Genomic DNA, 23795 nt, shown 5'->3' on the forward strand with positions numbered 1-23795 from the left:
GTGCATACGACTCGACTTTGACGGCCAGAACTTAAGCTCTTGGGGTTAACAACAACTCTGAGTAGTTGTTACCCGTCACCTTTATCACGATCGATCTTGTGCCTCCTAGCATGGTAACCCGTGATCAGGTGACGCGACGCAACGTGCTCAGGGCCGGTGCGGGAGCGGCCGCCGCCGGTCTCGCCGGTTGCACCGGGTACTTCACTGGAAGCGGCGGCGGTTCAACGAACGCGATCGACTACTGGAACATCCACAACGGGGACCCGTTCCGTGACCCGATCAACGGTATCGTCAGCAACTACGAGGAGGAGAGCGGAAACACGGTGGAGACGCGCTACGTCGACAACGACTCCATCTCCGAGCAGATCTCGAGCGCAGTCGCCTCCGATACCCTCCCGAGCGTGGGGCTACTGGCAATCCAGACGATCCAGCGGTTGGGCGCCGACGGCTCGCTGTCACCGGAGAGCGCGACGCAGGTGATCGAGGAGATCGGCGAGGACGACTTCCGAGAGGGTCCGCTCCAGTTCATGAGCGCGGGCGACGACGGGTACTACGGGGTCCCGGCCGACGCTTGGGTGCAGGGGCTCTGGTATCGGAAAAGCGCCTTCGAGGAGCGGGGCCTCGAGCCGCCCGTGACGTGGGAGGCGATCCTCGAAGCGGCGGAGACGTTCCACGACCCGGACAACGACACGTACGGGATCGGCTTCGGGACGAAGGTGACCGCGTACGCTCGGCAGTGCTTCACGCCCTTCGCCCGGTCGAACGGCGCACGGGTCCTCGACGCGGACGCCAACGTCGTCTTCGACTCTGACGAGATGATCGAGGCGCTCTCGTACGTTCAGGAGCTGGGCCAGTACGTCCCGGGCGCGGTGTCGTTCGAGGACACGCGCAACCTGTACGGGAACGAGCAGGAGCACATGTTCCTGTACTCCTCGTATCTCCTTCCGGATCTGCTGTCGGACAAAGGCCCGGAGATGGTCGAGGACACCGGTCTCGCACCGGCCACCGAAAAGGAACGGCGTAGCACCTACGGGCAGGTGCTCGGCCACGCCATCTTCGCGAACTCGGACGACGAACAGGAGATATCGCGCGACTTCGTGAACTACGTCATGAACGGCGACTCGTACGTCCAGTGGTGTCACACGAACCCGGGCGGAACGATGCCCGTCCTGAAGTCGACGTCCGAGAGCGAGGCCTACCGGGACAACGAGATCCTCTCGGCCTGGAGCGACACCATCGACCAGATCTCGTCGGCGCTCGGCAACATGGACCGCTTCGATTTCGTCGACGGCAAGCTCCTTCCCGAGTTCGGTCAAGTGACGAGCAACTCGCTCGTCGCGGAAGCGGTCAACCGCGTCATGATCAAGGAACACGACCCGGAGACGGTGGCCAACGAACAGGCCGAGAAAATGCGTAATGCACTCTCATAATGTCTATCGGAGAACGACTCAACGGCATCACCGGGGCTAGCAGCTACTTCGAAAGTCCGGTGGAGCGCCGCGAGGCGCTCCTCGGCATCCTCCTTATTCTCCCCGCAGTCGTACTCATCAGTGCGGTCATCCTCTACCCGCTCGCGTACAACGTCTACCTGAGTTTCACCGACGTGCCGCTGAACCCCAACCAATCGCCCCAGTGGGTCGGCCTCTCCAACTACATTGAGCTCCTCACCTCGGGGCAGTTCTGGTCGGCGTTCTCGACGACCGTGTTGTTCACGGTCGGCAGCACGGTCCTCTCGACAGTGATCGGGCTCGCGGTGGCGCTGCTGTTCGACCGTCAGTTCCGCGGCCGACGCCTCGTCCGCGGCCTCGTCCTGCTCCCACACGTCACCCCGATCATCGCGGTGGCGTTCGTCTGGCAGTTCATGCTCAGCCCACTCTGGGGGGCTATCCCGAACCTCCTCGCGGACCTGGGCCTCTACAGCAGTCGCGTCGGCTTGCTCGAACAGAGCGGCACGGCGCTCCCGATGGTCATCGTCTTCTCGGCGTGGCGGAACTTCCCGTTCGCGTTCCTGCTGTTCGTCGCACGGCTACAGGCCATCCCCGAATCGATGTACGAGGCCGCACGCATCGACGGCGCGAGCGCGATCGCGCAGTTCAAGGATATCACGCTCCCCGAGCTGCGAGGCACTATCGCCATCATCGTCCTCTTACGCGGGATCTGGGAGTTCAACGCGTTCGCGCAGATCTGGCTGCTCACGAGACAGGTGACGACGCTCCCGATCCTGGCCTACCGGACGGCGTTCGCCAACTTCGAACAGGGCCTCGGTGCGGCGATCGCCTTGCTCCTGTTCGTCATACAGATACTGCTGGTCATCGGGTTCATCACCCTGTTCGGGGAGGACAGCGTGTAAGCTAACCCACGGCTAAAACCGTGAACTTTCACCATGGATTCCCGCTCTAGCCAAATCAGGCAGGGGTTTCACCCCGTTCGCGTTCAGCATCCCGGTGTTCAAACGCACGCCTACGGGTGCGCCTCCTCCGACTCCAGTTTGGTTCCGGAAGAGTCGATAGCCAACGTTCTTCGCGGCATTGTAGTCCGCGTGGTTCGTGTACTCACACCGTTGGCACTCGAAGGTGTCCTGCGACGGGCGGTTGTTCTTAGCTGTGTGCCCGCACGACGAACACCGACGCGACGTGTTCGACGGCTCTACCTGCTCGACGGCAATCCCGCGTGGCTCGGCCTTGTACGTGACGTACTCGTAGAGCCGTCGAAACGCCCACCTGTGGATCCGCTTCGCGCCTGGCATCCGCTCACGAATGTCGGTCAGGTCCTCGAACGCGATGTGCGAACATCCGCGTTCATCGGCTTCAGCGACGAGTTCGTTTGCGATCCGATGGAGCATCTGCTTGAAGCGACCGGTCTCTGTGCGTCCGACAGCCCGGATGTTCTCGTGGGCGTCATGCGAGCCGCACTGTTGAAGCGAGGCACGACGCTTCTCGTACTCCCGTTGCCAGTGGTCGAGTTCGTCACCGGACCAGAATATTCCCGTCGAGGTGACGGCGATGTTCTCGACCCCGAGGTCCACACCGAGAACCGTCCCGTTCTCGCGTGGGTCGGGAGCATCCACATCCGCCTTTGTTCGAATGTGGAGGTAGAACTCGTCACTGTGTTCGCGGTAGTGAAGCGTTGCGCCGGTTATCTCGTAATCGGCGGAGAAAAGATACTGCAAGTGGGGCGTATCGCGGTCTTCGTCGGGCAACACGTACCCGGCGGTGATGCGCCCATCAACGGTCGCGAGCGTCGCATGGTCATCGTGGAACGTTGCGTTGCGCTGGTTGTACTCGACGAACGGCGAGGTGAACGTCGGCAACGAGGCCGTCTTACCACGCTTCCACTTAGCGAGCGTAGCTTTCAGCGCGTCCACGGCTCTCTCACGCGCCGACTGAACGTGGTTGCTGTGCAGGTCGGTTCGATCGCGTACCTCAGAGTACGTCGTCTCATGGAGCACCGACTTGCGGGTTTCGACCCACTCGCCGTCGTAGGCGGCATCAACAACGTAGTTGGCGGCCTTGAGAAACTGCTGAATCGTCTCGCGAAGAAGGTCCGCACCGCTGTCGTTCACGTCGAGTTTGACAGGGATTGTCCGGCGGACCTCCATAAACATCACAATACGTCCTATGCACTTAAACAGTAATACAAGGTGGAGAAGTTGGCCTGCCACCGTTAGTGGTAGTAGAGTCACGCAAACGCCTGTCCTCCCACGACAAAAGTCGGGGGTTTCAACGCATCGATGAACTGGATCGCCATCATCGCCAGCGCGGCCCGCGAGTCCGCGACCGGCGTGCGTCTACTCCGACAACAGGTGCGTCGCGACGGCCGACTGCGTCGCCTCGGATTCTACATTAGCCTCGGGCTCACGCTGCTCGTGTCGCTGTTCCCGTTTTACGTGATGTTCATCACGAGCATCTCGCCCGACGACGCCATCTACGTCGACGACCCCTCGCTGCTGCCGCAGGCGGTCACGCTGAAGCAGTACACCGTCCTGTTCGGCTCCGAAACGTTCGCGTTCACCAGCTACTTCCTGAACAGCGCGGTCGTGGCGTCTATCACCGCGCTGTTCTCGCTCATCATCGGGGTCATCGGCGCCTACAGTTTCACGCGCCTCGAGTACCCCGGCAACACGATCATCCGACGCGGCGTGGTCGTGGTCTACATGCTTTCCGCCATCACAGTCGTCGTCCCGCTGTTCATGCTCATCTCTGCCCTCGGGCTCGTCGATACGCGCCTGAGCCTCCTCATCACCTACACGGTGAGCACGCTGCCGCTGACGCTGTACATGCTCTGGAACTACTTCGAGAGTATTCCGGAAGCTATCGAAGAGGCGGCGATGCTGGACGGCTACTCGCGGATCGAGATCATCTTCCGGGTGATCGTCCCGCTCTCGTTGCCCGTCCTGGTCGCGACGTTCCTGTTCGCGTTCAAGATCGCCTGGAACGAGTACCTGTTCGCGTCGGTGTTTCTCAAGTCACAGGCCAAGCTCACCCTCCCGATCGGGATCGAGCAGATGAACGCCAACTTCTCGAACGTCTGGGGCCAGATCATGGCCGCGTCGTTTCTCACCACGCTACCCATCATCGTGATGTTCCTCTACCTGGAGAAGTACATGGTGGAAGGACTGACCGCGGGGGCCGTAGAGGGATAACTAATGCACGAGACAGACTCACCGGGCACAGACGAAGAGACCAGCCCCGACGCCGAAGCCGTAGAACCGCCGACCGACGGCGATCGCACCGTTGCAGGGGGGACAGCCGACAGCGACGGGACGGCACTCGCAAAGGAGATGACCGCCGAGCAGGGCGGCGAGACGGTGGAGCTCGCTGCACTGACGAAACGGTACGACAGTACGGTCGCCGTCGACAGCATCTCGCTGGATGTCGCGGAAGGCGAGTTCCTCGTCCTGCTCGGCCCCTCCGGTTGCGGCAAGACGACGACCCTGCGGATGGTCGCCGGGCTCGAGAGCATCACGGACGGCTCGGTCATCATCGGTGGAACGGACGTCTCCCAGACCACGCCGCAGAACCGCGACGTGGCGATGGTGTTCCAGAACTACGCGCTGTACCCGCACAAGACGGTCCGGGAGAACATCCGCTTCCCGCTGCGGAAGACCGACCTGTCGAAGGCCGACCAGACCAGTCGCATCGAATCCACCGCCGACCTGCTGGACATCGCCGACCTGCTGGACAAGGAGCCGGCGGCGCTGAGCGGCGGTCAGCGTCAGCGCGTCGCCATCGCGCGCGCTATCGCCCGGGAACCGTCTGTGCTCCTGATGGACGAGCCGCTGTCGAACCTCGACGCGAAGCTGCGGGTCCGGACGCGCTCGGAACTGCGTGACCTCCAACAACGGCTCGGCATCACCACCGTGTACGTCACCCACGACCAGGAGGAGGCGATGAGCATCGCCGACCGCATCGCGATCATGAACCAGGGACGTATCGAACAGGTCGGCACGCCCGAAGAGGTGTACCGAAACCCGAACTCGACGTTTATCGCCGACTTCCTCGGGGACCCATCGATGAACATCGTCTCCACCGCCGGCGAGAACGCTCCCGGCACGAACGACGATGGGATCATCGCGGGACTCGCCGCGGCGGCACCCGATCGCGCTGCACAGGTGGGCGTCCGACCGGAGGACCTCTATCTCGTCGACGGTACCGGGGCGTTCGTCGGGGACAACGCGCCCGATGCGGTGTCGTCGGTGTACGAGTGCCCGCTGACAGTCCTCGAGCCTATCGGACGCGCGTACGAGCTCACACTCGAGACGGGTGCGGAGCAGATCGTCGCTCGGGCCCGGACCGTGCCCGACGAGCTCCGGGGTCGTGACCGAGTCCGGATCGCCTTCGACCGCGACGCGGTGTACGCGTTCGATACCGATGGGAGGCGGCTCCGATGAGACGCGGCTGCACAGTAACCACGACGAACGGGGTGTCACCCACACGGATGGAACGCCAGCGTAACTACCGTTCAGCGGGTGGACTCCGCAACGGCGAGTGTGGTCGCGTCGGACGCGGACTCCAGAACGGAAACGGACGTGATCCCCGATGGTAGAACTCTGCCTCGACAACGTCACCAAGCGCTTCGACGACGCACAGGGCACCGAGACGGCCGTCGACGATATCTCGATGACCGTCGAGGACGAACTGCTGGTGCTGCTCGGGCCGTCAGGCTGTGGCAAGACGACTACCCTGCGGATGATCGCCGGGCTCGAAACGGTCTCGGACGGCCGCATCACCATCGACGGGCGCGACGTGACCGGCACGCCGCCGAGCGACCGCTCCATCGCGATGGTGTTTCAGGACTACGGTCTCTACACCATGATGTCCGTCAGGGAGAACATGGCGTACGGTCTCAAGCATTCGACCGATCTCTCGAAGACTGAGCGGAACGCCCGCGTCGAGGAGATGGCCGAGATGTTCGACATCGGCGAGCTTCTCGATCGGAACGTCACCGAACTCTCCGGCGGGCAGAAACAGCGAGTCTCCCTCGGTCGGGCCATGGTCCGCGAACCGGACGTGTTCCTGCTGGACGAGCCGCTCGCGAGCCTCGACGCGAAGCTGCGAGCCGAAATGCGGACTGAACTTCAGCAGATCCAAGAGGAACTCGACATCACCACCGTGTACGTCACCCACGACCAGAAGGAGGCGATGACGATGGCCGACCGGGTGGCCGTCCTCGACGACGGCGTGCTTCGCCAGCTCGGTCCGCCGGAAGACGTGTACGAGAACCCCGCCGACCGCTTCGTCGCGGACTTCCTCGGGAACCCCGCGATGAACCAACTCCCGGCGACCACCGCTCGGGAGGACGGTCGGTACGACTTCCACGTTTCCGTCGGCGACCGGCGGCTCCGCTTCGCGTCGATACCGTCCGGGGACCTCTCACTCGCCGACGGCGACCCCGTCACCGTCGGCGTGCGGCCCGAGGACCTTCGCCTGAACGACCCGGCGTCGGCTGATTTCGACGCGTCCGTCTCGGTCACTGAGTACCAAGGAAACGATAACTTCGTCCACCTCGAGGTGGGATCCCGCGAGTTGACGGCCGTCGTGCCGCCGGCAGTCAATCCGTCCCCGGGCGACACCGTTCCCGTCACGGTACCGCCCGACGCACTCCACCTGTTCGACGCGGACACCGGTACCGCCCTTCGGTCCGTTCGAGACGGGCAACGGCAATCCGGGGCCGTCCGCTTTTGAGACGCTGGTCGCGTTCCCCTCTCGCCAGTCCGCGAACGAGGCAGTCGAAGCGCTATTGAAATCTCCAGACAGGTACTACACGTGACGACGACAAGAAAACGCGATTCGCAGATCATGCCGTCACGCACTACGTGGAATATCGTCGAAGTGGAGGAGTGAACGGCGTGCCTTCCAATACATGCTATAGCGCCCCAACGCTTTACCGAGATGGTGTATTACAGTGTAACAATGAGTACTGGCGTTGAACCCACGATCACGCTCACTGACGAGGGTGAGTGGTGGATCGCCACAGATACTGAAACGGGCGTTACGTCTCAGGGACAAACGCGACACGAGGCACTTGAGAATCTGGACGAGGCGCTCGCAGGGTATCACGGCGAAGGCGATGACCCGACTGACGAGGAACTCCGAGAGTTCGGGATCGACACGGAAACTAACGACTCTGGCTCGCTCGACGATTCTGAGATTTTCGAGTAAGCGGAAGCCGTATCGATGTCACGTCAGACGTTTTCAGGCAAAGATGTCATGAAGGTGATGGTAAATAGTGGAATTTACGAATGGGATCGAACGAACGGCGATCATGCAATTCTTCGCTGGGAACCGCCTTCTGGCCATGACTCCGATGCACGAACTGTCCCAGTACCGCTTCACGATGAATTGAGCACCGGAACACTGCGTGCTATCGCAAACCAAGCCGGTGCGAACGATTTTCAAGAATTCTGTGACTGGATCGAGCGGAACTGCTGAATTCGTCCCTTGCTTCGGTCTCTATGAACTGGACTCTGTCTCAGATACTGCTGTAGATTGAATTTTTTCACTCTGTGATTGCGCTACAGGCACTCACGAGGGAATCTTGCGATCATCTGCTTCACTCACAACCTTGCCCGATATCTCTAATTGCCCATAGAGAGGATCCATCTCTCACGGAGTCCTTGTTTGTTCCATCTCTCTGGCACTGGATCGCAAAGTAGCGAGTACAAATTTAGCCGGCACAGTAGAGAACTTCACCGTCCGTTTTCGGGTTTGCTGGCGGGGTGGTCTGTCGATGTCTCACGATCTGTGCGGCCGAGACGTAGTAGTATACCGTATAGAAGTCATCGACAAAGACGCGATTGGATGTACTGGTCGTGATTTCTGTGTTTGCAGTGTCGTTTGTTGCGGTGACTCTCGTGGTTTCCGTATGTGGGCCTTCTGTCGTATACGAGCCTCCGAATACCATCTCAAGCGTTACGAGAAATCCCGCGCCAGACTCACTCACGTCCGAACTTTGAACGCTTGCACCTAGCTCACCACCATGGAGCGATCGATGGGCAACAACGTAGGCATTTTCGTAGTCGCTGGCCAGTCCGATTGCTGCGTCTTCGTCGAGATTTTGGGACGGAGTCCGAACGTCGAGACCGACCGCGGATGTAGCGGTTTGACGGTCACACCTGGCTTCGTTACTCTCTTCGCCCGTCAAACTGGTCACACATCCTGCGGTCATCAGAATTCCAACGAACACGAGGGAGATGACCTGTGATTTCGTCCCGGGCATACATTTTTCCATGATGATTGATAGACATAGTCTTTACCTGGGTTGGCTGTATTGAGCGATTAGGCTACCTTCTGAATAGGCGTTGACCTGTGTTGCATTTGCGCCCTGTATTCAGCACGGCTCTATCGACATTACCCACTGATGATACAACTTCCGTAGCAGGTTCGCAGTTCTACTTCTCAACTGATTCGCGACGGTAGTGAGGAGAGGAAGCAGGTAAAAATCGGGACATATAGAGGAATTAGATATCGACCACCATAGATGTGGGGAGACGGTTATCTGAATTGAGGGCGTTGTTAAGAATATGGGTACAAGCGAGAGGGAGGAGCACGACCTGTATTACCCCGGGGAAGACAAGAAATTGAGTACAGCAGTCCTCGAAACGATCCAAAAGCAGACTGATAAAGATATTACAAAGGCAGACTTCCATCTTTACGACGATATTGACCCAGACGCCCTCGATAGTCTCTTTCGTAAGGAATCCACTGCTGAGACTTCAGTACAGTTCAATACTGACGACGTGACGGTCACGCTGTGGGGAGATGGAGCCGTCGCAATTCAGGTCACGCCCCGTACTGACGAGTAGATCATACTACTCTGTTCTATAAGCAACTCTCCTTTTCAGCTCATTCGGAATTGGAGTGAATGAAGCAAGCGTCGAGAATCGGTACCTACCGTGAAGGCGTTACCGGAACACTAATATAAATATAATTATATTATAGACATAGAGACCGACCTGATCTTATAGGTGACTTCAGGATCGTCGTGAAGTGAGCGAAGTAGAGGAAAGATCACGTATATGGCCATTCCTGCTCTTTTTCTGCTATTACCCATTACCATTTTGTATGCTTATCGTTGAGTATTGGACAGATACCCCTCTGCTGAAAACTGCTTTCGGACGCGCCCCAGAGATGATTGTATATCCTGAAGAAGGATATATTGACGAGACGGCCCACTATATCTTCTGGGCAGAGGGAGGGGATTTCAAGGCCTTCGAGGAGGGCCTTGATGCCGACCCGACAGTCACCGATCCGAAAACCCTGACCGAACTGAAAACACGTCGGCTATACCGGGTCACATCCACTGGTCAGGGGGGAGGTACAAAGACACTCCAGGCTTGGCGCGACCTTAACCTTGTGCTGCTTGACGGAGAAGGAACTCAGGATGGTTGGACGCATCGGATGCGGTTTCCTGACCGGGAGGCGCTTGGCCAATATCACAGGCTCTTTCTGGAGCAGGGATGGCCTTTCCGCCTTCAAACGGTTTATCGTGAGTCTGAAGCGCGGAATGATGTTGATGCGTTGTTAACCGACAAACAGAAAGAGGCTCTTGTCACTGCTTATGAGGCTGGACATTTCGATATCCCGCAAACCGCGTCCCAAACCGACGTTGCAACAGAGGTCGGTGTCTCCCCTCAGGCACTTTCTGAACGGCTCCAGCGAGGGATACGAACCTTGATTGAGGCGACAGACATCACCGCATAGGACTTAAATCCCAGAATATTCTCGCACCGCGGGGATAGGGCTGCGAGTGTTCGTTCTCTATACTGATGGCAACTCAAACGCCGATCTACGAAGCAGTTAGGGAACCACGGCGTCGTAAAGTTTGTCAGTATTTGGAAACTACTGAGAGTACCATGGTGACGCTTGAAGAGGTAGCTACGCACGTCGCCACAGACGAACAGACTGAACGCGATAGTTCCGTAGCAGACGAGGAATCTTACCGGCGGATTCTCCTTGATCTCCACCATCGACATCTGCCGAAATTGGACGATGCAGTTGTACTACAGTATGAGTTCGACCGGAAGTTACTGAGTACTAGATCTAAACTACCGGCAGCTATCGAACTAATCAAGAGTATGCAGGGAACCGCTGAGAATACCACTGCGCTCCCATAGACACCCTCTCTGCAGACAACTTTAGTGGCCAGTACACATTTTGTATACTCACCGACCTTACGGCTGTTCCAATAGAAAGATACCCACAAATCCGGTTTCAACTGAAGCGGTAGCGCGGAGTCCCCTTCCTCAAGGAGTGACCAAGGGGAGCGAGTAGGGAGGGGAGGAGCGCGTTCGCATAGGATACACCACCAGTCTATAAGTAGCCACATACTTACATTGAAACTGTGGCAGACGACTACGTGCATCGGACGGCAATCACTCGTCTCGAAGTTACCGACGAGCAACGCGACCTCCTCGAAGACACAATCTCCGAGTGGAAGCGTGGTTGCCAAATCGCCACGGACATGGCGTGGGGCAAGTGCAACGCCAAGAGCGATGTCCAACCCCTCGCCTACGATACCGTGCGCGAAGACACCGACCTCGGGAGCCAGCATGCGATTCTCGCCACCCATCAAGCAGCACAAGCTATCACCGGCTGTATCGAACGCCGGTCGAAGGGGAAGAAGGTTAGCAAGCCCACCTTCACCGCGCCCACGGTGAAGTACGACACCCGGACCATGACGCTCTTCGATGACGACACCGTCTCCCTTTCCACTACGGAGAACCGTGTCCGGTGTGACCTTGCTCTCCCCGAAGCAGATGATGGCTACCAACGGCAGTACCTTGACTCTGACTCGTGGAGCGTCACGGAAAGTACACTCACCACCCGCGACGGCGACTACTTCTTACACATCGGCTTCCGCCGACACAAGAACGATACCGAGCGGAATACTGCCGAGGACGGAACGGTTCTCGGGGTTGACCTCGGTATCGAAAACCTCGCTGTCACCAGTACGGCCTACTTCTTCAGCGGGCGGGAGTTAACCCACGATCTCCGCGAGTTCGAGAAGGTACGTACTGGGCTCCAACAGACCGGGACACGAAGCGCCCATCGAACGCTCGAACAGTCAAGTGGGCGCGAACTTCGATATATCCGCGACGTGCTTCACCGTGCGTCGAACGCCATCGTCACGGAAGCACTCCGATACGAGTGCGACATCATTGCCTTCGAGGACTTGACCCATATCCGCGACCGAACAGGCGCGTCGTGGGGGCACAAGTGGGCGTTCCGGACGCTCTACGAGCAAGTGGAGTACAAAGCCGAAGCGGTCGGTATTTCGGTGAAACAAGTCGGTTCGGCGTACACATCCACGCGGTGCGCCGAGTGTGGATTCACGGCAGACGAGAATCGCCCGACTCGAACCGATTTCTGTTGCCAGAAGTGCGAGTCGGAAGCGAACGCGGACTACAACGCGGCGAAGAACATCGGTATGCGGTACATCCGTCGAGGCCAACAGTCGTCTCGGCGGACGGGCGACAGTCAGCTCGCCCTAAAGTCTGGAACGGTGACGCTGAGTGGCGGATTTACCGCCCACCCGGACGGGTTCGAGGCCGAGTTCATGGACAAGCCCCACCCTCCACGAGCGAACCCGTCAGGGTGAGCGAAGTAGGGTGGGGTAGTTGACTAAAGTCGCAGTCGAGGGATCGCCGAACACCTCATTCCGGCACGGGCACCACGGTCCGCCGGAGGTCGAAGCTCCCGTCCTCTCGGGCGACCTCGGCGAACAGCTCCCACGAGTCGTCGTGGCGAAGGATATCGAGGTACCGGCACGTCCCGAACGACGAGAGGCCGGTCGCCCGGTCGGCGGTCGGCGACGAGTACAGGGGGCCGTCGGGACAGGTATCGACGAACTCGACGAGGTCGGTCGTCACTGCCATCCCCGTCCGTAAGTTCCACGTCCGGCCCTCGTCGGCGACGCCGCTGCCGTCGTAGAAGACGAGCCACGCCGGCGCGTCCGGCGCGGGCACCACCGCGGAGACGCGCGTGTGGTGGTCGTGCCAGTACGCGCGTTCCAGCACGGGGTTTTCCTCGACGCGGTGCCACGTGTCGCCGTCGACGCTCGTCGCGAGGTGGGCCTGCTCGGAGACCCCGTCCGCGCCGGCGTAGAACATGTAGTAGCGCCCGCCGACGGTCACGATGTAGGGGTCCTTCACCGTCCCCGACTCGCCGGTCCCTGGCTGCGGGCGAAACACGGGGCGACTCGTGGACGGATCGATATCCGAAACCGAGGGCGCGTCCGCACACTTCTCGATCACCCAGTCGTTCCCGCCCCGGTCGACCGGCACGTAGAGTTGCACGTCACCGGTCCGCGGGTGCGTGGCGAGCGCCACCCGTTCGATACTGACGACGCCGAGTTCGTCCGCGGTCATCGTGAACAGCGACGAGAGGTCGCCGTCGTCGTACTCGTAGAACGTGACCCGGTTGCCGCGTCGCTCCGGGTCGCGTTTCCGGACCGCGAGATACGTCGTGCCGTCGTGGCGGTGAACACAGGGAGCGCCGACCCAGTGCCCTTCACCGCGTCCCTCGGGTTCGAGGAGCGTTTCGGCGTCGCCGAAGTCCGCCGCCGGTGGGTTCGCGTACATCGTATAATAACAACCACGCTACGGGGTTATAATTTTTCACCGGGCAGCTACCACGTGTCACCGCGTGGCGTCAGGACGGCCGCGTCGAGACCAGAACGGCGGACTCGAGGCCGTCCGCCGAAGACCGGTGGGAACTTATTCAGGGCCGGAGTAGTGAAAGTTAGCTAGCGCGTCCATCCGCCGCACGCACACCCATTCAGCTATGAGCGATCCCGAACTCCTTCGGAAGTTAGAAGATCTCGGTCTGACCGAGTATCAGACGAAAGCGTACGTCGCCGCCGTCCAGGCCGGTCAGATCCCGTTGAGCGAACTGGTCGACGAATCGGGCGTCCCCCAGGGACGGATCTACGACGTCATCGATAACCTAGAGGACATCGGGCTGGTCGAGGTCCGGTCCGGCAGTCGCGGCAAGGAGGTCAGTGCGCCCTCACCGCAGACCGTCCTCGAGGACCTGAAGCGACGGCGGGTCAACGACCTCTCGGAAACCGTCTCCTCGGTCGCGTCCTCGCTCGAGGAACTCCACCAGCAGGCCGAGCGGGACCTCACGGACTTCGTGTCGATGGTCAAGCGCGAGGAAACGGCGCTGCGGCACGCGAAAAGCGCCATCAACATCGCGGACTACTGGCTGACGGTGTGTATCCCCAACGACCGGTACGCCGAGCTCGAACCGGAACTCATCGACGCTGCGGACCGCGGTGTCACTGTCCGCGTCCTCTTTACCGGGACTGACCCGAACGAGGTCGGGCGGGAGTTCCCCGAGCGGTTCCGGATCCGCCACCGGGCCGCCGCGGACACGTTCGTCGTCGCCGACTGCGCCTACGGTGTCTTCTCGAGCAAGCATCCCGCACAGGACCAGCAGTCGTACATTATCAGTCAGGAGTCGAACCTCGTGTTGCTGTTCCAGAACTACGGCGAGCAGATCTGGAACGCGTCGCGGGTGATCCAGGAGACGGCGGAGTTCCCGCGGCGCTACCTCGACCCGTGGCGGACGATCATCGACCTCCGCGAGCGCTTCGACGCCGGCGAGGACTTTGCCGCCATCGTCGAGGGTCGGCGGACGGACACACACGAGACCGGCACCTGGGAGGGACCGATCGTGGAGTACGACGCCGGCGGCCCGGTCGACGTGGACTACATGCGCTCGCCGCCGACGTACGCCTCGATCACGCTGGGGACCGAGGACGGCCCCGTGAAAGTCGGCGGCTGGAAGGCGACGTTCGAGGACGTCGCCGCGACCGGGATCGAAGTGTGGCAAGAGTGACTCCACGTCTGCGGACGTATCGTCTGGCGGGTTCCCCGTCATATCAGGGACGGTAGGGTCGGCTTCCCGTCGTACTGTCTCCCGACGTCAGAACAGCATCTCGTACAGGATGCTGTCGTGCATCGCCGTCGCGATCGCGCCGATCGCCCGCTCACAGTGCGGACAGACGACGAGTTCCGAGGAGCCGGTGTCGCTCTCGCTCATTCGCAGAAACCCGACCTCGTCCTCCTCGGTGATGCGTGCCTCGCATTCGGGACAGCGAGCGCTGTCGACAAACGTAAACGCCATACGCGACATCGACACCGGATACTCCATCACTGTTGGCATCAGTTGCTTCTGTGAGAGGTGTGCGGTACAGAACGTCGGTCGCGCGCCGGTGGTTTCTTGGGTGCCGTATCGTGATAGAGTTACGAGCGCATACCCCCGTCTTTAGGCGGGGGCCAAGCGGACAATAGCGTACATTCCCACCGACGACGCTACGGCTGGATTTCCCACCGATTCACCACCAGTATCAAGATACCTTGAACCATAGTGTGCAACACGGATGAAGACCACACGGCACGCGACCTACAACCTCAACTATCACATAGTGTGGTTGCCGAAGTCCCGCAACTCGGTACTCGTCAACGAGGTCGCTGACCGTGTGCGAACCATCCTCCACGAAATTGCCGACGACAAGGGCCTCGAAATACTCGACCTGACCGTACAACCCGACCACATCCACCTGTTCGTCAGTAGCCCACCGAAGCACGCGCCGTCGCTTCTCGCCAACTGGTTCAAGGGTATTTCCTCACGGAAGTACAACCACCGATACGCCGACCACGATGGCGAGAAAATCGGGTGGGCGAGAGACTACTACGCGGGAACAGCGGGCCATGTATCCAGCGAAACGGTCATGAACTACATCCAGCGTCACGAGGAGGACGAGTCGTGACCGAATTCACGAAGACGCTGGAACTCAAACTTGTGGACCCGAACGCCCACAAGCGGAGGAAACTCCGAGAGACGCGAGAAGCGTACCAGCACGCTCTCCAAGACGCCTTCGACGCCCGATGTATCACGCAGACCGAAGCGAACGACGTGGTGGTCAACTACGACCTGAGCGGGTACGCGAAGAACGCTCTCAAGAAGTACGTCCCGCAACTCACGACGACGTACAACGCGGGCGAACTTCACGACGACCACCCCGTCCGCTTCACGAACGAAGGGCTACGGCTTGACCACAAGCCCGAGAACGCTATCGAGTGGTACGTCAAAATTCCGCACCACGAGGACTACCACCTCTGGATGCCAGCACAACCAAATCCCGAACAACGGGACTGGTTGGAAGCATTGAACGCGGGAGACGCCACGATGGGCGAGAGTCGGCTGTTCGAGCGGGACGGGACGTGGTATCTCCACGTCACCGCTACCCGCAACGTTGAGGATGATTCCGAGATGTCCGCCGAAGAGCGGACGCCCATCGGAGTCGATATTGGAGAAGCGTCACTTGTCACGGTGTGTCACCGCGACAGGCACGGTTCTCCGACCGCTCCCGAACTGTGGGCCGACGAGGGCAAGACTGTTCGTCGGCTCCGCAAGACCTACTTCACCGCCACGAGGCGACTTCAGACGCGCGGAAGTGAGCGTATCTCGGAGTCCTTCGGGGACGATATATGGAACCAGATAGACGACGTGTTCCACCGCGTCACCCGCGAAGTCGTGGAGTACGCCGAGTCCGTCGAGAACCCCGTTCTTGTTCTGGAAGACCTGACGTACATACGGGAGTCGATGGACTACGGCGAGTACATGAACCGCCGTCTCCACGGATGGGGATTCGCCAAACTCCACGCGCAGATACGCTACAAAGCCGTTGAGAAGGGTATCCCCGTCGAGACGGTGAACCCGCGAAACACCTCGAAGGAGTGCCACGCTTGCGGTGAAGTAGGATACCGCCCGCGACAGGCGACGTTCAAGTGTACGAACGATGCGTGCTGTATGGGCGAGTACCAAGCGGACGTGAACGGAGCGGTGAACATCGCAGACCGCTACCTCAGCGGAGAGAGTCGTTTCAGAGAACACGAGAACGACGATGACTCGGCTGAGGGTGGGGGGCGTTTGACCGCCCCACAAGACAGCCAAGCCGATGCTACCAAGCAAGAGACGCTTGGAACGTATGCGTCTTGAAACCGTAGGGCCACGCTCGGCCTGAAATCCCGTGGTGGGATTCCCGCGTCTTCAGGCGCGGGAGGAGGTCAATGGGTCCGGCACCTCTGACGCTTTCGACGCCCGCGGTTACTCGTCCGTATACGGCGCACAGACCTGCGTGATTCCTCCTCGACCGTCACCTACGGCTCCCAGCCCGTTGCCTCGCGGAGCTTCGACGCGTCCGCGCAGGTGTCGTGGACGTACACGTTCTCCACGCCGGGGCCGTGCCAGAGGGAAGATCGATACCAGTGCCACGCTCCGTGTTCAGCGGCTTGCCCACTGCGTTGCAGTTCTCATTGCCACCCGTTGCGACGGTGTCGTCGCTATCGCGTTCCTGCCGATCCGAAGCGTGCGGCCGCCATCATCACTGACCGCTGCGGCCCGGTCGACACGCCGCGATGGGGGGGAACAGTTCCGCTTATAGTGGTGCATGTTGACGTACAACATATGTACAGTAGATATGATCAGTATTTGACCAAACCGACACCTGTGAAGAGACACGGAACGACCGCCAGTGGCGCGTCCGCTGTCGCATCGGTACCGGGCCGGACGAGGGCCACCGTCTCGACGCACGAGCGCCTCTCCCAATGAGCGGCCGACGCCACCCATTGCGACGGCGCACCGTGCTGTCGGCCCTCGGTGCTGGGATCGCCGCTGGCGTGGTGCGTCCTGCGAGCGCCGGGAGTGATACGCCCCCCGACTTCGCCCTCGTGCAGGGCGATACCTGCGTGCCGGTGCGACCGCTCCAGGGCGGGTCGCCCGCCGACGGGCTCTACGAGTACCAGCTTCCCGAACGATACGTCTCCGACGAGAACGGCGCGGTCGTCGGCGACACCGCGCCGTACGCGTCCGCGGGGACGCAAGACCTCCAGCGCCCCCAGACGAGCATCGCGTTCCTCTATCGCGGCCCTGACGGGCTGAGTCTCGTCGTCGTGCACGGCAAAGTGGACGCCGACGACGCAGGGTCCGTGACGTTCCGGCTCGCGGGCCTCCCCGATGACGGACGTTGGCTCGTCAAGGACGACTTCTACCGCGATCCCAACTCGGGGGAGATCGCGACGTCGAACTACGACCGGTGGTACCTCGACCGCGACCCGCAGCGGATCGACTGGACGTGGGGCAGCGCCGGCACCGACGGCGGCGTGTTCCGCGGCCTCGGTGACGACATCGACGTCACCATCGATCCCGCGTTCAACGAGGAGGCCCCCCTTTTCAACGAGTATTACGAGGGGACGGTGACCGACTGGCAGTTCCTCACTGCGACCGACGGCGGCGTCGAGCGCGTCGCACTCGACCGTTCCACCCCGATCCGGGTCACGACTGGCCCCTGTGACGACGCCTCGGCGGGTTCCGAGCAGCGCCGTCGGTCCGACCGGCAGCGCACCGAGCGAACACAGTCGGTCGAGGCCGAGCAGACACGGACCACGGACGGGGCGTCGGGAACGGACCAGCGCCAATCGGCCGACGTCGAGCAGACCCAGGCGAGCGGCGGGTCGGGGTCAGACCAACGGCAATCGGTCACTGTCGAGCAGACCCAGGCGAGCGGCGGGTCGGGGTCAGACCAACGGCAATCGGTCACTGTCGAGCAGACCCAGACCGCGGACAGTGGGTCGGGGCAGTCGACACAGACGCAGTCCGAGCGCACGCGCTCGGTGACCGTCGAGCAGTCCGGTGAGGTCACGGTCACGGACGGGGCCGACTGCGGTGAGGCTGAGTCGGCCATCGACGCGGCGCTCGAGGATACCGACGTCGAATACGAGTGCGAGGACGGCGGGTGACGGCGGTGCGCGTCCGCCGAGGCTACTGGGTCACGAACACTGCGTTCGAGCCGGTCGCCGACCTCGTCCCTATCGGTCCAGTCGCGCATCGCCGTGATCCAGTACCGTGACGTCGTACAGCGCTGTCCAGCGGTACCGGCGACCGTTCCAGTCGAACTCCGACCGCGCGAGGCCGTACAGCAAGAGCGGGAGGCTGACGATATAGCCCGGTACGGCCAGGAGGAACGTCCAGCGGTGAAGTCCGCAGTAGGCGTAGGCGAGCCCCGTCACGATCGTGACGAGCGGGATCGTTAGGATCGGAGCCAGTATCGTCCCGCAGAGAACCAGCAGTGGAAGTACGGCGGCGAACATGACCAGTCCGACCGGGTCGAGATACAGACCTGTCCGCGTCCATCGGACCTGCCGGTCGAGCGTCTCTGCGCAGGTGCCCGCGACCGGCATCGGCCGAACGAGTTCGGGCACCGAGTGGACGCCGTCGACGCGCTGGGTGAGCAAGGCGTCATCGCTCATGGTCCGCCGGAGGTCGGCGATGTACGCGTCGAGGTCGAGGGCGTCGCGTCGAAACGCCATCGTCCCGCCCCACGCGGTGGTCTCCAAGAGCACTGTCAGGGCGGCGCCGACCGCGGTCGGCCCCTCGAGCAGCGCCGACAGCGGCCGCTTGCTGACCACGACCGGCGCCGACGAGACGACGTGGCCCGCAGGAGCCTCGGCGAGGTGGTCGCGGACCGTCGCGAGCCACTCGGGGCCGTGCGCGAAGTCGGCGTCCGTACAGACGAGATACTCCCCTGTCGCCCGCTCGAGGCCGGCAGCTAACGCGTTACATTTCGCTGAACATCGTCGCGGCTCCCCGGCGACCACCACCTCCGCGGGCGTGGCAGCCGCCGCGGCGACGACGGGGTCATCAGGACGGTCACAGGCGACGATGAACTCCTCGCCGGGCGCGAGTTGTTCGACGAGTTCGTCACACGCCCGCGTCCAGCGCCGCGTGGGGAGGACGACGCTCAGGGATCCGTCGATCGCGTGCTGTGGTGGCATTCCTCATCCTCTCTGGTTGCGGCCACAGGGCTATAGCGCTTCTCGTCAGCACCAGGTGGTTTCCTTGGTGGGTCCGCTGCTCCCGGTCGGCGCTGTGGAAAGATGTCCCCGTAGTTTTATCAATACTCACGGTGGCGACTCGTTTGTCGGCGTCACGAAGACTGCCGACGCCTGTTGCCAGCCACAACGCCGTGACCACGCCCACCAGCCACTGATGTCCATCGTCCCCATAGTGGGGTAGCGACTCCACTAGTGAGGCCGCCCACAGCGAACCCCCGCCGAGATGACCGGGGGTTCGCGGCCACCTCACCTGCTCTTGCGGCACGCACGTACCGGCGACCCTGCTCGCCGGATATGGTGAGCTAGCGTGGTGGGGGCAGCGATTCCTATCCACCCAGCCTGCTCGCCGTGCCCGAACGGCGACGGCAGCCGTTCATCAGAACAGGATGCTGTCGTACATGCGGTCGCGACCGTGCCGACCGCCCGCTCGCAGTGCGGACAGACGACGAGTTCCGAGGAGCCGGTGTCGTAGAGTGATTCGTCCCTGGCGAGACAGCGTGCTCCCATGGGTGAGGTCCAGCATCTGCCAGTATCGACTCATTACGGCCACGTATGAGGTGTGTAACTAACCCGCTGTCGCTCGACAGTACTGGTATGGACACACCGGCTTTCACACACGATGCGGACTCAGTGAGCTGTCCCTCGTGCCTGCGGCCGGCGGCGTCGTGGGAGACAGCCGAGCGCTACGGGATCGAGTGTCCGCACTGTGGGCACACGGAGGCGTTCAGTCAGCCCGACTAACCAAGCGACGCCGTGCCGTGTGGCGCCACCGGTACGCTTACTCGACGGTGACGCTTTTCGCGAGGTTTCGCGGCTTGTCGATCGGCCGGTCCTTGAGTGCGGCGACGTGGTAGGCGAACAGCTGCCAGTAGACGTTCGCGACGAGCGGCGCGACCCGGCCCACGTCGGGGACAGTGAAACGCGCGTCGAGGTATTTCTCGTCGTCGGGCATGGACGACGCGCCGATGACGGGCGCACCGCGGGCCTGAGCCTCCTTCACGTTGTTGAGCGTGTCCTCGGGCTCGGTCCCGGCTGTCAGCGTCGCGAGCACCGGCGTGCGCTCCGTGACGAGCGCGAGCGGGCCGTGTTTGAGCTCGCCCGACGCGAAGCCCTCGGCGTGGTCGTAGGAGATCTCCTTGAGTTTGAGTGCGCCCTCGAGCGCGACGGGGTAGCCGAGCTGGCGCCCGACGAAGAAGAACGCGTCATGGTCGGCGTATTCTTCTGCGACCGACTGGACGGCAGCCTCGTCGTCGAGCACCTGCTGGACGGCGCCCGGGAGCTGCTGGAGGTTGCCCAGCACCGTCGACGCCTGGTCCGCCGTGAGCGTCCCGCGCTGGCGGCCGATGTGGACCGCGACCAGCGCCAGCGTCGCGACCTGGGAGGCGAACGTCTTCGTCGCGGCGACGCCGATCTCTGGGCCGGCGCGGATGAACACGCTGTCGTCGGCTTCCCGTGTGACGGTGCTGCCAAGCGTATTCGTCACCGCGAGCGTTCTGGCGCCCGCCTGATTGGCCGCCCGGAGCGCCGACAGCGTGTCGGCCGTCTCGCCGCTCTGCGTGACGGCGATGGTGAGGGTGCGCCACGGGTCGCTGCCGCTGTCGAACGCGTACTCGCTGGCGATCGACACCGACGTGCGGACGTCCGCGAACTCTCCGAGGAGTCGCGCCGCGTACTCACCGGCGTAGTTGGAGGTGCCGCAGGCGACGATCTGGATCTCTTCAATTGACTGCAGGTACTCCTGGGGGAGGTCCAGGTCCAGATCCACTGTGCCGGCCTGTTGGTCGATACGGCCGGCGATCGTCTGGCGCAAGGCGTCGGGTTGCTCGTGGATCTCCTTGAGCATGTAGTGGTCGTAGCCGCTCTTCTCGGCGGCGTCGGCCTCCCACTCGATCGTCTCCGTCGGCGGGTCCACACGGTCGCCGTCGCGATACAGCGTGACGGCGTCGCGAATGACCGCGACGTCGCCGTCTTCCAGGTAGGTCACCTGGTCCGTGTACTCGAGAAACGCCGTCACGTCGCTCGCGAGGTACGTCCCATCGTCGCCGTGGCCGAGCACGAGCGGGCTGTCGTCGCGGGCGGCGTACACGCCGTCGTAGCCCTCGACTGTCGCACAGACCGCGTAGCTGCCCTCGAGGCGGTCCGTGACGGCGGTGAGGGCGTCGACGGGGTCGTCGCCGGCCGCCAGCCGCTCCTCGAGGAGGTGGGGGATGACCTCCGTGTCCGTCTCGCTCGTGAACTCGTGGTCGGCGAGGTCGGCCTTGAGCGCGTCGTAGTTCTCGATGATACCGTTGTGGACGACGGCAACTTCCCGGGTGCAGTCCGTATGCGGGTGGGCGTTCGCGTCCGTCGGCAGGCCATGCGTCGACCAGCGCGTGTGGCCGATGCCGCAGGTCGCCTCGCTGCTGGGCGGGCAGGCCTGGACGAGTTCGTCCACCTCGCCGCTGCACTTCTCGATCGATATGTCGCCGTTGTGGAGGGCGACGCCTGCGGAGTCGTAGCCGCGGTACTCGAGGTTCTGGAGGCCGGTCTGGATGATAGGCAATGCGTCTTGGTCGCCGTGATAGCCGATAATACCACACATAGATTATCCCGTCCGCACGACTGCGTTCGATGCGATGCGATCCCCGACGACGGCGCCGTCGCCGACCGTGACGTCGTCGCCGATCACTGTTCCTGGTTCGAGGACGACCGTGCTGCCGAGCGTCGTGTTGTCGCCGACGACGCCGCCAAGCGTGACGTCTTCATGGACGGTGCCGTCGACAGTCAGCGTCGTCTGGCCGCCGCTGACGGTGCTGCCGGCGCCGACCGTCGCGTTCTCGCCGACGATGCAGTCGCGAACGACGGCGCCGTCCTCGATGACGGCGTCCTGGAGGACGATCGCGTTCGCCACGACCGCGTTCGCGCCGACAGTTACGTTCGGGCCAAGCGCCGTGCCCGGGCGGAGCGTCGTGTTCGGGCCGACGACCGTGTCGGTGCCGACCGTGACGGCGTCCGCGACGGCCGCCGATGGATCGATGCGGCCCGCCGTGGCGTTGGTGGTGTCGTCGAGGAGGTGGGCGTTGACCCGGAGGAGGTCCCACAGCTGGGAGACGTCCGTCCACGTTCCTTGGTGGCGGAGGACGTCGACGCGTGTGTGGTCGGCGAGGTTCGTGACGGCCCGCGGGAGTCCGATCTCGCCTTCCGGGGTGGGGTCGGTGTGGTCGATCACGTCGATGATCGCCGGAGGGAGCCGGTAGACGCCCGCGTTGATGAGTTCCGACGTTGGTTGGTGGGTCGGTTTCTCCTGGATGTCGACCAGCCGTTCGGCGTCGGTCGTGACGACGCCGTACTCCCTGGGTGTGTCGACGCGCGTCGCCGTCACGACCGCGTCGGCATCCGTGTTGGTCGTTCGGACGCGCTCGACGAGGTTAGCGTCGATGATGCGGTCGCCATTGAGCACGAGAAAGTCGTCGTCGACGTAGGGGGCGGCCTGCGCGACGGCGTGGCCCGTGCCGAGTTGGCGCTCCTGGATGGCGTACGTGATGTCGACGCCCCAGTCATCGCCGTCGCCGAAGTGATTCTGGATGCGCGCGCGCTGGTAGCCGACGACGAGGACGATCTCGTCGATGCCGGCCGCCGCGACCGCCTCGACGACGGACTCGAGGATCGGAGTGTTGGCGACCGGCAGCATCGGCTTCGGTCGCCGGTTCGTCAGCGGCCGCAGCCGGCGGCCCTCGCCCGCCGCGAGGATGACCGCTTTCACTCGGGATCACCGTTGTAAGTCATTTGAATCCCATTAACTCCATAACAAGTTAAGTCTTTTACTCATTTTTTCTATCACACTGAATCAGCGTTACCTTGGTGATTTTTCGGGAGAAATATAATTTTAATGACTGCAATTACGGAATGGTGACGCGAGTAAACGTATTCTGGTACGACGTCCCCTCACCGAGGGGATTTGGTACGAGTGTGATGCAGTTCTCACTAGTTTGACTGCACTATTCTTCCGCAGGAGATCGCGGTGACAATGAGAATAGCCATACCAAATTGCAAACTGAAAAGGGCCCTTCCGGCCGGCGAATTCATGGCCGCAAATCCACCGAGTTCTTCGACTACCGTATAGAAGGTGTTAATCCCCATTATTATAACAAGTATGAACACTCCTACTGGCATCCATTTGCCCTCGTTCCACTCTTTCGTAGACATGTGATTGACAAGAGTAATGATATACAGATGATAAATATTGTGATAGGGCGGAGTTATCTCGGTAGAGAGTGGTCGTGCTTGTCAGGAATCGTTTCCGCCTCGTCCTTTACTGAAATAATTCATAGGAAACAGTATCACATAGGAAAGTGTTTAGTAGTTAGGATAATTTTTAGATGACATGTCTAAGGATGGATGGACTGAGAGCAGG

General features: G+C 61.7%; 23 protein-coding genes. 15 read left to right on the forward strand and 8 right to left on the reverse strand.

Translation table 11 applies throughout. The features are described from left to right. Nucleotides 1-110: 110 nt before the first annotated feature. Both D8670_RS03600 and D8670_RS03605 read left to right on the forward strand, forming a co-directional pair. Nucleotides 111-1430, forward strand: a complete 1320-nt coding sequence (locus D8670_RS03600; protein WP_121816731.1) for an ABC transporter substrate-binding protein — start codon at nucleotides 111-113, stop codon at nucleotides 1428-1430. Next, nucleotides 1430-2350, forward strand: a complete 921-nt coding sequence (locus D8670_RS03605) for a carbohydrate ABC transporter permease (RefSeq protein ID WP_121816732.1) — start codon at nucleotides 1430-1432, stop codon at nucleotides 2348-2350. The genes D8670_RS03600 and D8670_RS03605 overlap by 1 nt, the downstream gene beginning before the upstream one ends. A 12-nt stretch (nucleotides 2351-2362) precedes the next feature. Here the strand turns inward: D8670_RS03605 and D8670_RS03610 are convergent, their stop codons facing one another. Further along, nucleotides 2363-3598, reverse strand: a complete 1236-nt coding sequence (locus D8670_RS03610; RefSeq protein WP_121817552.1) for an RNA-guided endonuclease InsQ/TnpB family protein — start codon at nucleotides 3596-3598, stop codon at nucleotides 2363-2365. A 132-nt stretch (nucleotides 3599-3730) separates the two neighbouring features. Between D8670_RS03610 and D8670_RS03615 the strand changes: the two genes are divergently transcribed. From D8670_RS03615 to D8670_RS03635, 5 genes are all read left to right on the forward strand, one after another. Then, nucleotides 3731-4642, forward strand: coding sequence for a carbohydrate ABC transporter permease (locus tag D8670_RS03615; protein WP_205254027.1), 912 nt, complete (start codon nucleotides 3731-3733; stop codon nucleotides 4640-4642). A gap of 3 nt (nucleotides 4643-4645) precedes the next feature. Next, on the forward strand, nucleotides 4646-5890 hold the full coding sequence (locus D8670_RS03620; protein ID WP_233752182.1) for an ABC transporter ATP-binding protein: 1245 nt from the start codon (nucleotides 4646-4648) through the stop codon (nucleotides 5888-5890). A 148-nt stretch (nucleotides 5891-6038) separates the two neighbouring features. Continuing rightward, complete coding sequence (locus tag D8670_RS03625) at nucleotides 6039-7184, forward strand: ABC transporter ATP-binding protein (protein ID WP_121816733.1); 1146 nt, start codon at nucleotides 6039-6041, stop codon at nucleotides 7182-7184. A 228-nt stretch (nucleotides 7185-7412) separates the two neighbouring features. Continuing rightward, nucleotides 7413-7661 carry a type II toxin-antitoxin system HicB family antitoxin gene (locus D8670_RS03630; RefSeq protein ID WP_121816734.1) on the forward strand — a complete coding sequence of 83 codons (249 nt, stop codon included), beginning with the start codon at nucleotides 7413-7415 and terminating at the stop codon, nucleotides 7659-7661. 15 nt (nucleotides 7662-7676) lie between these two features. Further along, entirely contained in the window at nucleotides 7677-7931 is a 255-nt protein-coding gene (locus tag D8670_RS03635; protein ID WP_121816735.1) for a type II toxin-antitoxin system HicA family toxin, read from the forward strand. Between the two features lie 235 nt (nucleotides 7932-8166). Here D8670_RS03635 and D8670_RS20635 read toward each other — a convergent pair whose 3' ends face one another. After that, the gene (locus D8670_RS20635) at nucleotides 8167-8718 is read right to left on the reverse strand and encodes a hypothetical protein (protein ID WP_162994149.1); all 552 of its coding nucleotides are present in this window, start codon (nucleotides 8716-8718) and stop codon (nucleotides 8167-8169) included. Between the two features lie 304 nt (nucleotides 8719-9022). Here D8670_RS20635 and D8670_RS03640 point away from each other — a divergent pair, with 304 nt between their 5' ends. The 4 genes from D8670_RS03640 to D8670_RS03650 all read left to right on the forward strand — a co-directional run bounded on the left by D8670_RS03640 (nucleotide 9023) and on the right by D8670_RS03650 (nucleotide 12099). Beyond that, nucleotides 9023-9304 (forward strand): HalOD1 output domain-containing protein, encoded by a 282-nt coding sequence (locus tag D8670_RS03640; RefSeq protein ID WP_121816736.1) that lies wholly within the window; start codon nucleotides 9023-9025, stop codon nucleotides 9302-9304. A 259-nt stretch (nucleotides 9305-9563) separates the two neighbouring features. After that, nucleotides 9564-10202 carry a helix-turn-helix domain-containing protein gene (locus D8670_RS03645; protein ID WP_121816737.1) on the forward strand — a complete coding sequence of 213 codons (639 nt, stop codon included), beginning with the start codon at nucleotides 9564-9566 and terminating at the stop codon, nucleotides 10200-10202. A gap of 65 nt (nucleotides 10203-10267) precedes the next feature. Then, on the forward strand, nucleotides 10268-10615 hold the full coding sequence (locus D8670_RS21905; RefSeq protein WP_449272247.1) for a DUF7344 domain-containing protein: 348 nt from the start codon (nucleotides 10268-10270) through the stop codon (nucleotides 10613-10615). A gap of 227 nt (nucleotides 10616-10842) precedes the next feature. Continuing rightward, nucleotides 10843-12099: an RNA-guided endonuclease InsQ/TnpB family protein gene (locus D8670_RS03650; protein WP_121816738.1), complete on the forward strand. Its 1257-nt coding sequence runs from the start codon at nucleotides 10843-10845 to the stop codon at nucleotides 12097-12099. A 55-nt stretch (nucleotides 12100-12154) separates the two neighbouring features. Here D8670_RS03650 and D8670_RS03655 read toward each other — a convergent pair whose 3' ends face one another. Further along, entirely contained in the window at nucleotides 12155-13081 is a 927-nt protein-coding gene (locus tag D8670_RS03655; RefSeq protein WP_121816739.1) for a glycoside hydrolase family protein, read from the reverse strand. Nucleotides 13082-13283: 202 nt separating this feature from the next. On the opposite strand from D8670_RS03655, the gene D8670_RS03660 reads away from it, so the two are divergent. Further along, on the forward strand, nucleotides 13284-14342 hold the full coding sequence (locus D8670_RS03660; RefSeq protein WP_121816740.1) for a TrmB family transcriptional regulator: 1059 nt from the start codon (nucleotides 13284-13286) through the stop codon (nucleotides 14340-14342). An 87-nt stretch (nucleotides 14343-14429) separates the two neighbouring features. Here D8670_RS03660 and D8670_RS03665 read toward each other — a convergent pair whose 3' ends face one another. Further along, nucleotides 14430-14630, reverse strand: coding sequence for a hypothetical protein (locus D8670_RS03665; RefSeq protein WP_121816741.1), 201 nt, complete (start codon nucleotides 14628-14630; stop codon nucleotides 14430-14432). Between the two features lie 256 nt (nucleotides 14631-14886). Here D8670_RS03665 and tnpA point away from each other — a divergent pair, with 256 nt between their 5' ends. The 3 genes from tnpA to D8670_RS03680 all read left to right on the forward strand — a co-directional run bounded on the left by tnpA (nucleotide 14887) and on the right by D8670_RS03680 (nucleotide 18307). Next, the gene (gene tnpA, locus D8670_RS03670; RefSeq protein ID WP_121816742.1) at nucleotides 14887-15276 is read left to right on the forward strand and encodes an IS200/IS605 family transposase; all 390 of its coding nucleotides are present in this window, start codon (nucleotides 14887-14889) and stop codon (nucleotides 15274-15276) included. Further along, entirely contained in the window at nucleotides 15273-16508 is a 1236-nt protein-coding gene (locus tag D8670_RS03675; RefSeq protein WP_121816743.1) for an RNA-guided endonuclease InsQ/TnpB family protein, read from the forward strand. The genes tnpA and D8670_RS03675 overlap by 4 nt, the downstream gene beginning before the upstream one ends. A 608-nt stretch (nucleotides 16509-17116) precedes the next feature. Then, the gene (locus tag D8670_RS03680) at nucleotides 17117-18307 is read left to right on the forward strand and encodes a hypothetical protein (protein ID WP_162994150.1); all 1191 of its coding nucleotides are present in this window, start codon (nucleotides 17117-17119) and stop codon (nucleotides 18305-18307) included. Between the two features lie 69 nt (nucleotides 18308-18376). On the opposite strand, the gene D8670_RS03685 is transcribed toward D8670_RS03680, so the two are convergent. From D8670_RS03685 to D8670_RS20645, 4 genes are all read right to left on the reverse strand, one after another. Further along, nucleotides 18377-19342 carry a glycosyltransferase family 2 protein gene (locus D8670_RS03685; protein WP_121816745.1) on the reverse strand — a complete coding sequence of 322 codons (966 nt, stop codon included), beginning with the start codon at nucleotides 19340-19342 and terminating at the stop codon, nucleotides 18377-18379. An 838-nt stretch (nucleotides 19343-20180) separates the two neighbouring features. Next, entirely contained in the window at nucleotides 20181-21983 is a 1803-nt protein-coding gene (gene glmS, locus D8670_RS03690) for a glutamine--fructose-6-phosphate transaminase (isomerizing) (RefSeq protein ID WP_121816746.1), read from the reverse strand. A 3-nt stretch (nucleotides 21984-21986) separates the two neighbouring features. Then, nucleotides 21987-23144, reverse strand: coding sequence for a bifunctional sugar-1-phosphate nucleotidylyltransferase/acetyltransferase (gene glmU / locus D8670_RS03695; protein ID WP_121816747.1), 1158 nt, complete (start codon nucleotides 23142-23144; stop codon nucleotides 21987-21989). 221 nt (nucleotides 23145-23365) lie between these two features. Next, nucleotides 23366-23587 (reverse strand): hypothetical protein, encoded by a 222-nt coding sequence (locus D8670_RS20645; RefSeq protein WP_162994151.1) that lies wholly within the window; start codon nucleotides 23585-23587, stop codon nucleotides 23366-23368. Nucleotides 23588-23795: the final 208 nt, after the last annotated feature.

The sequence above is a fragment of the Halostella limicola genome (assembly GCF_003675875.1).
In the GTDB taxonomy this organism is placed as follows: domain Archaea; phylum Halobacteriota; class Halobacteria; order Halobacteriales; family Natronoarchaeaceae; genus Halostella; species Halostella limicola.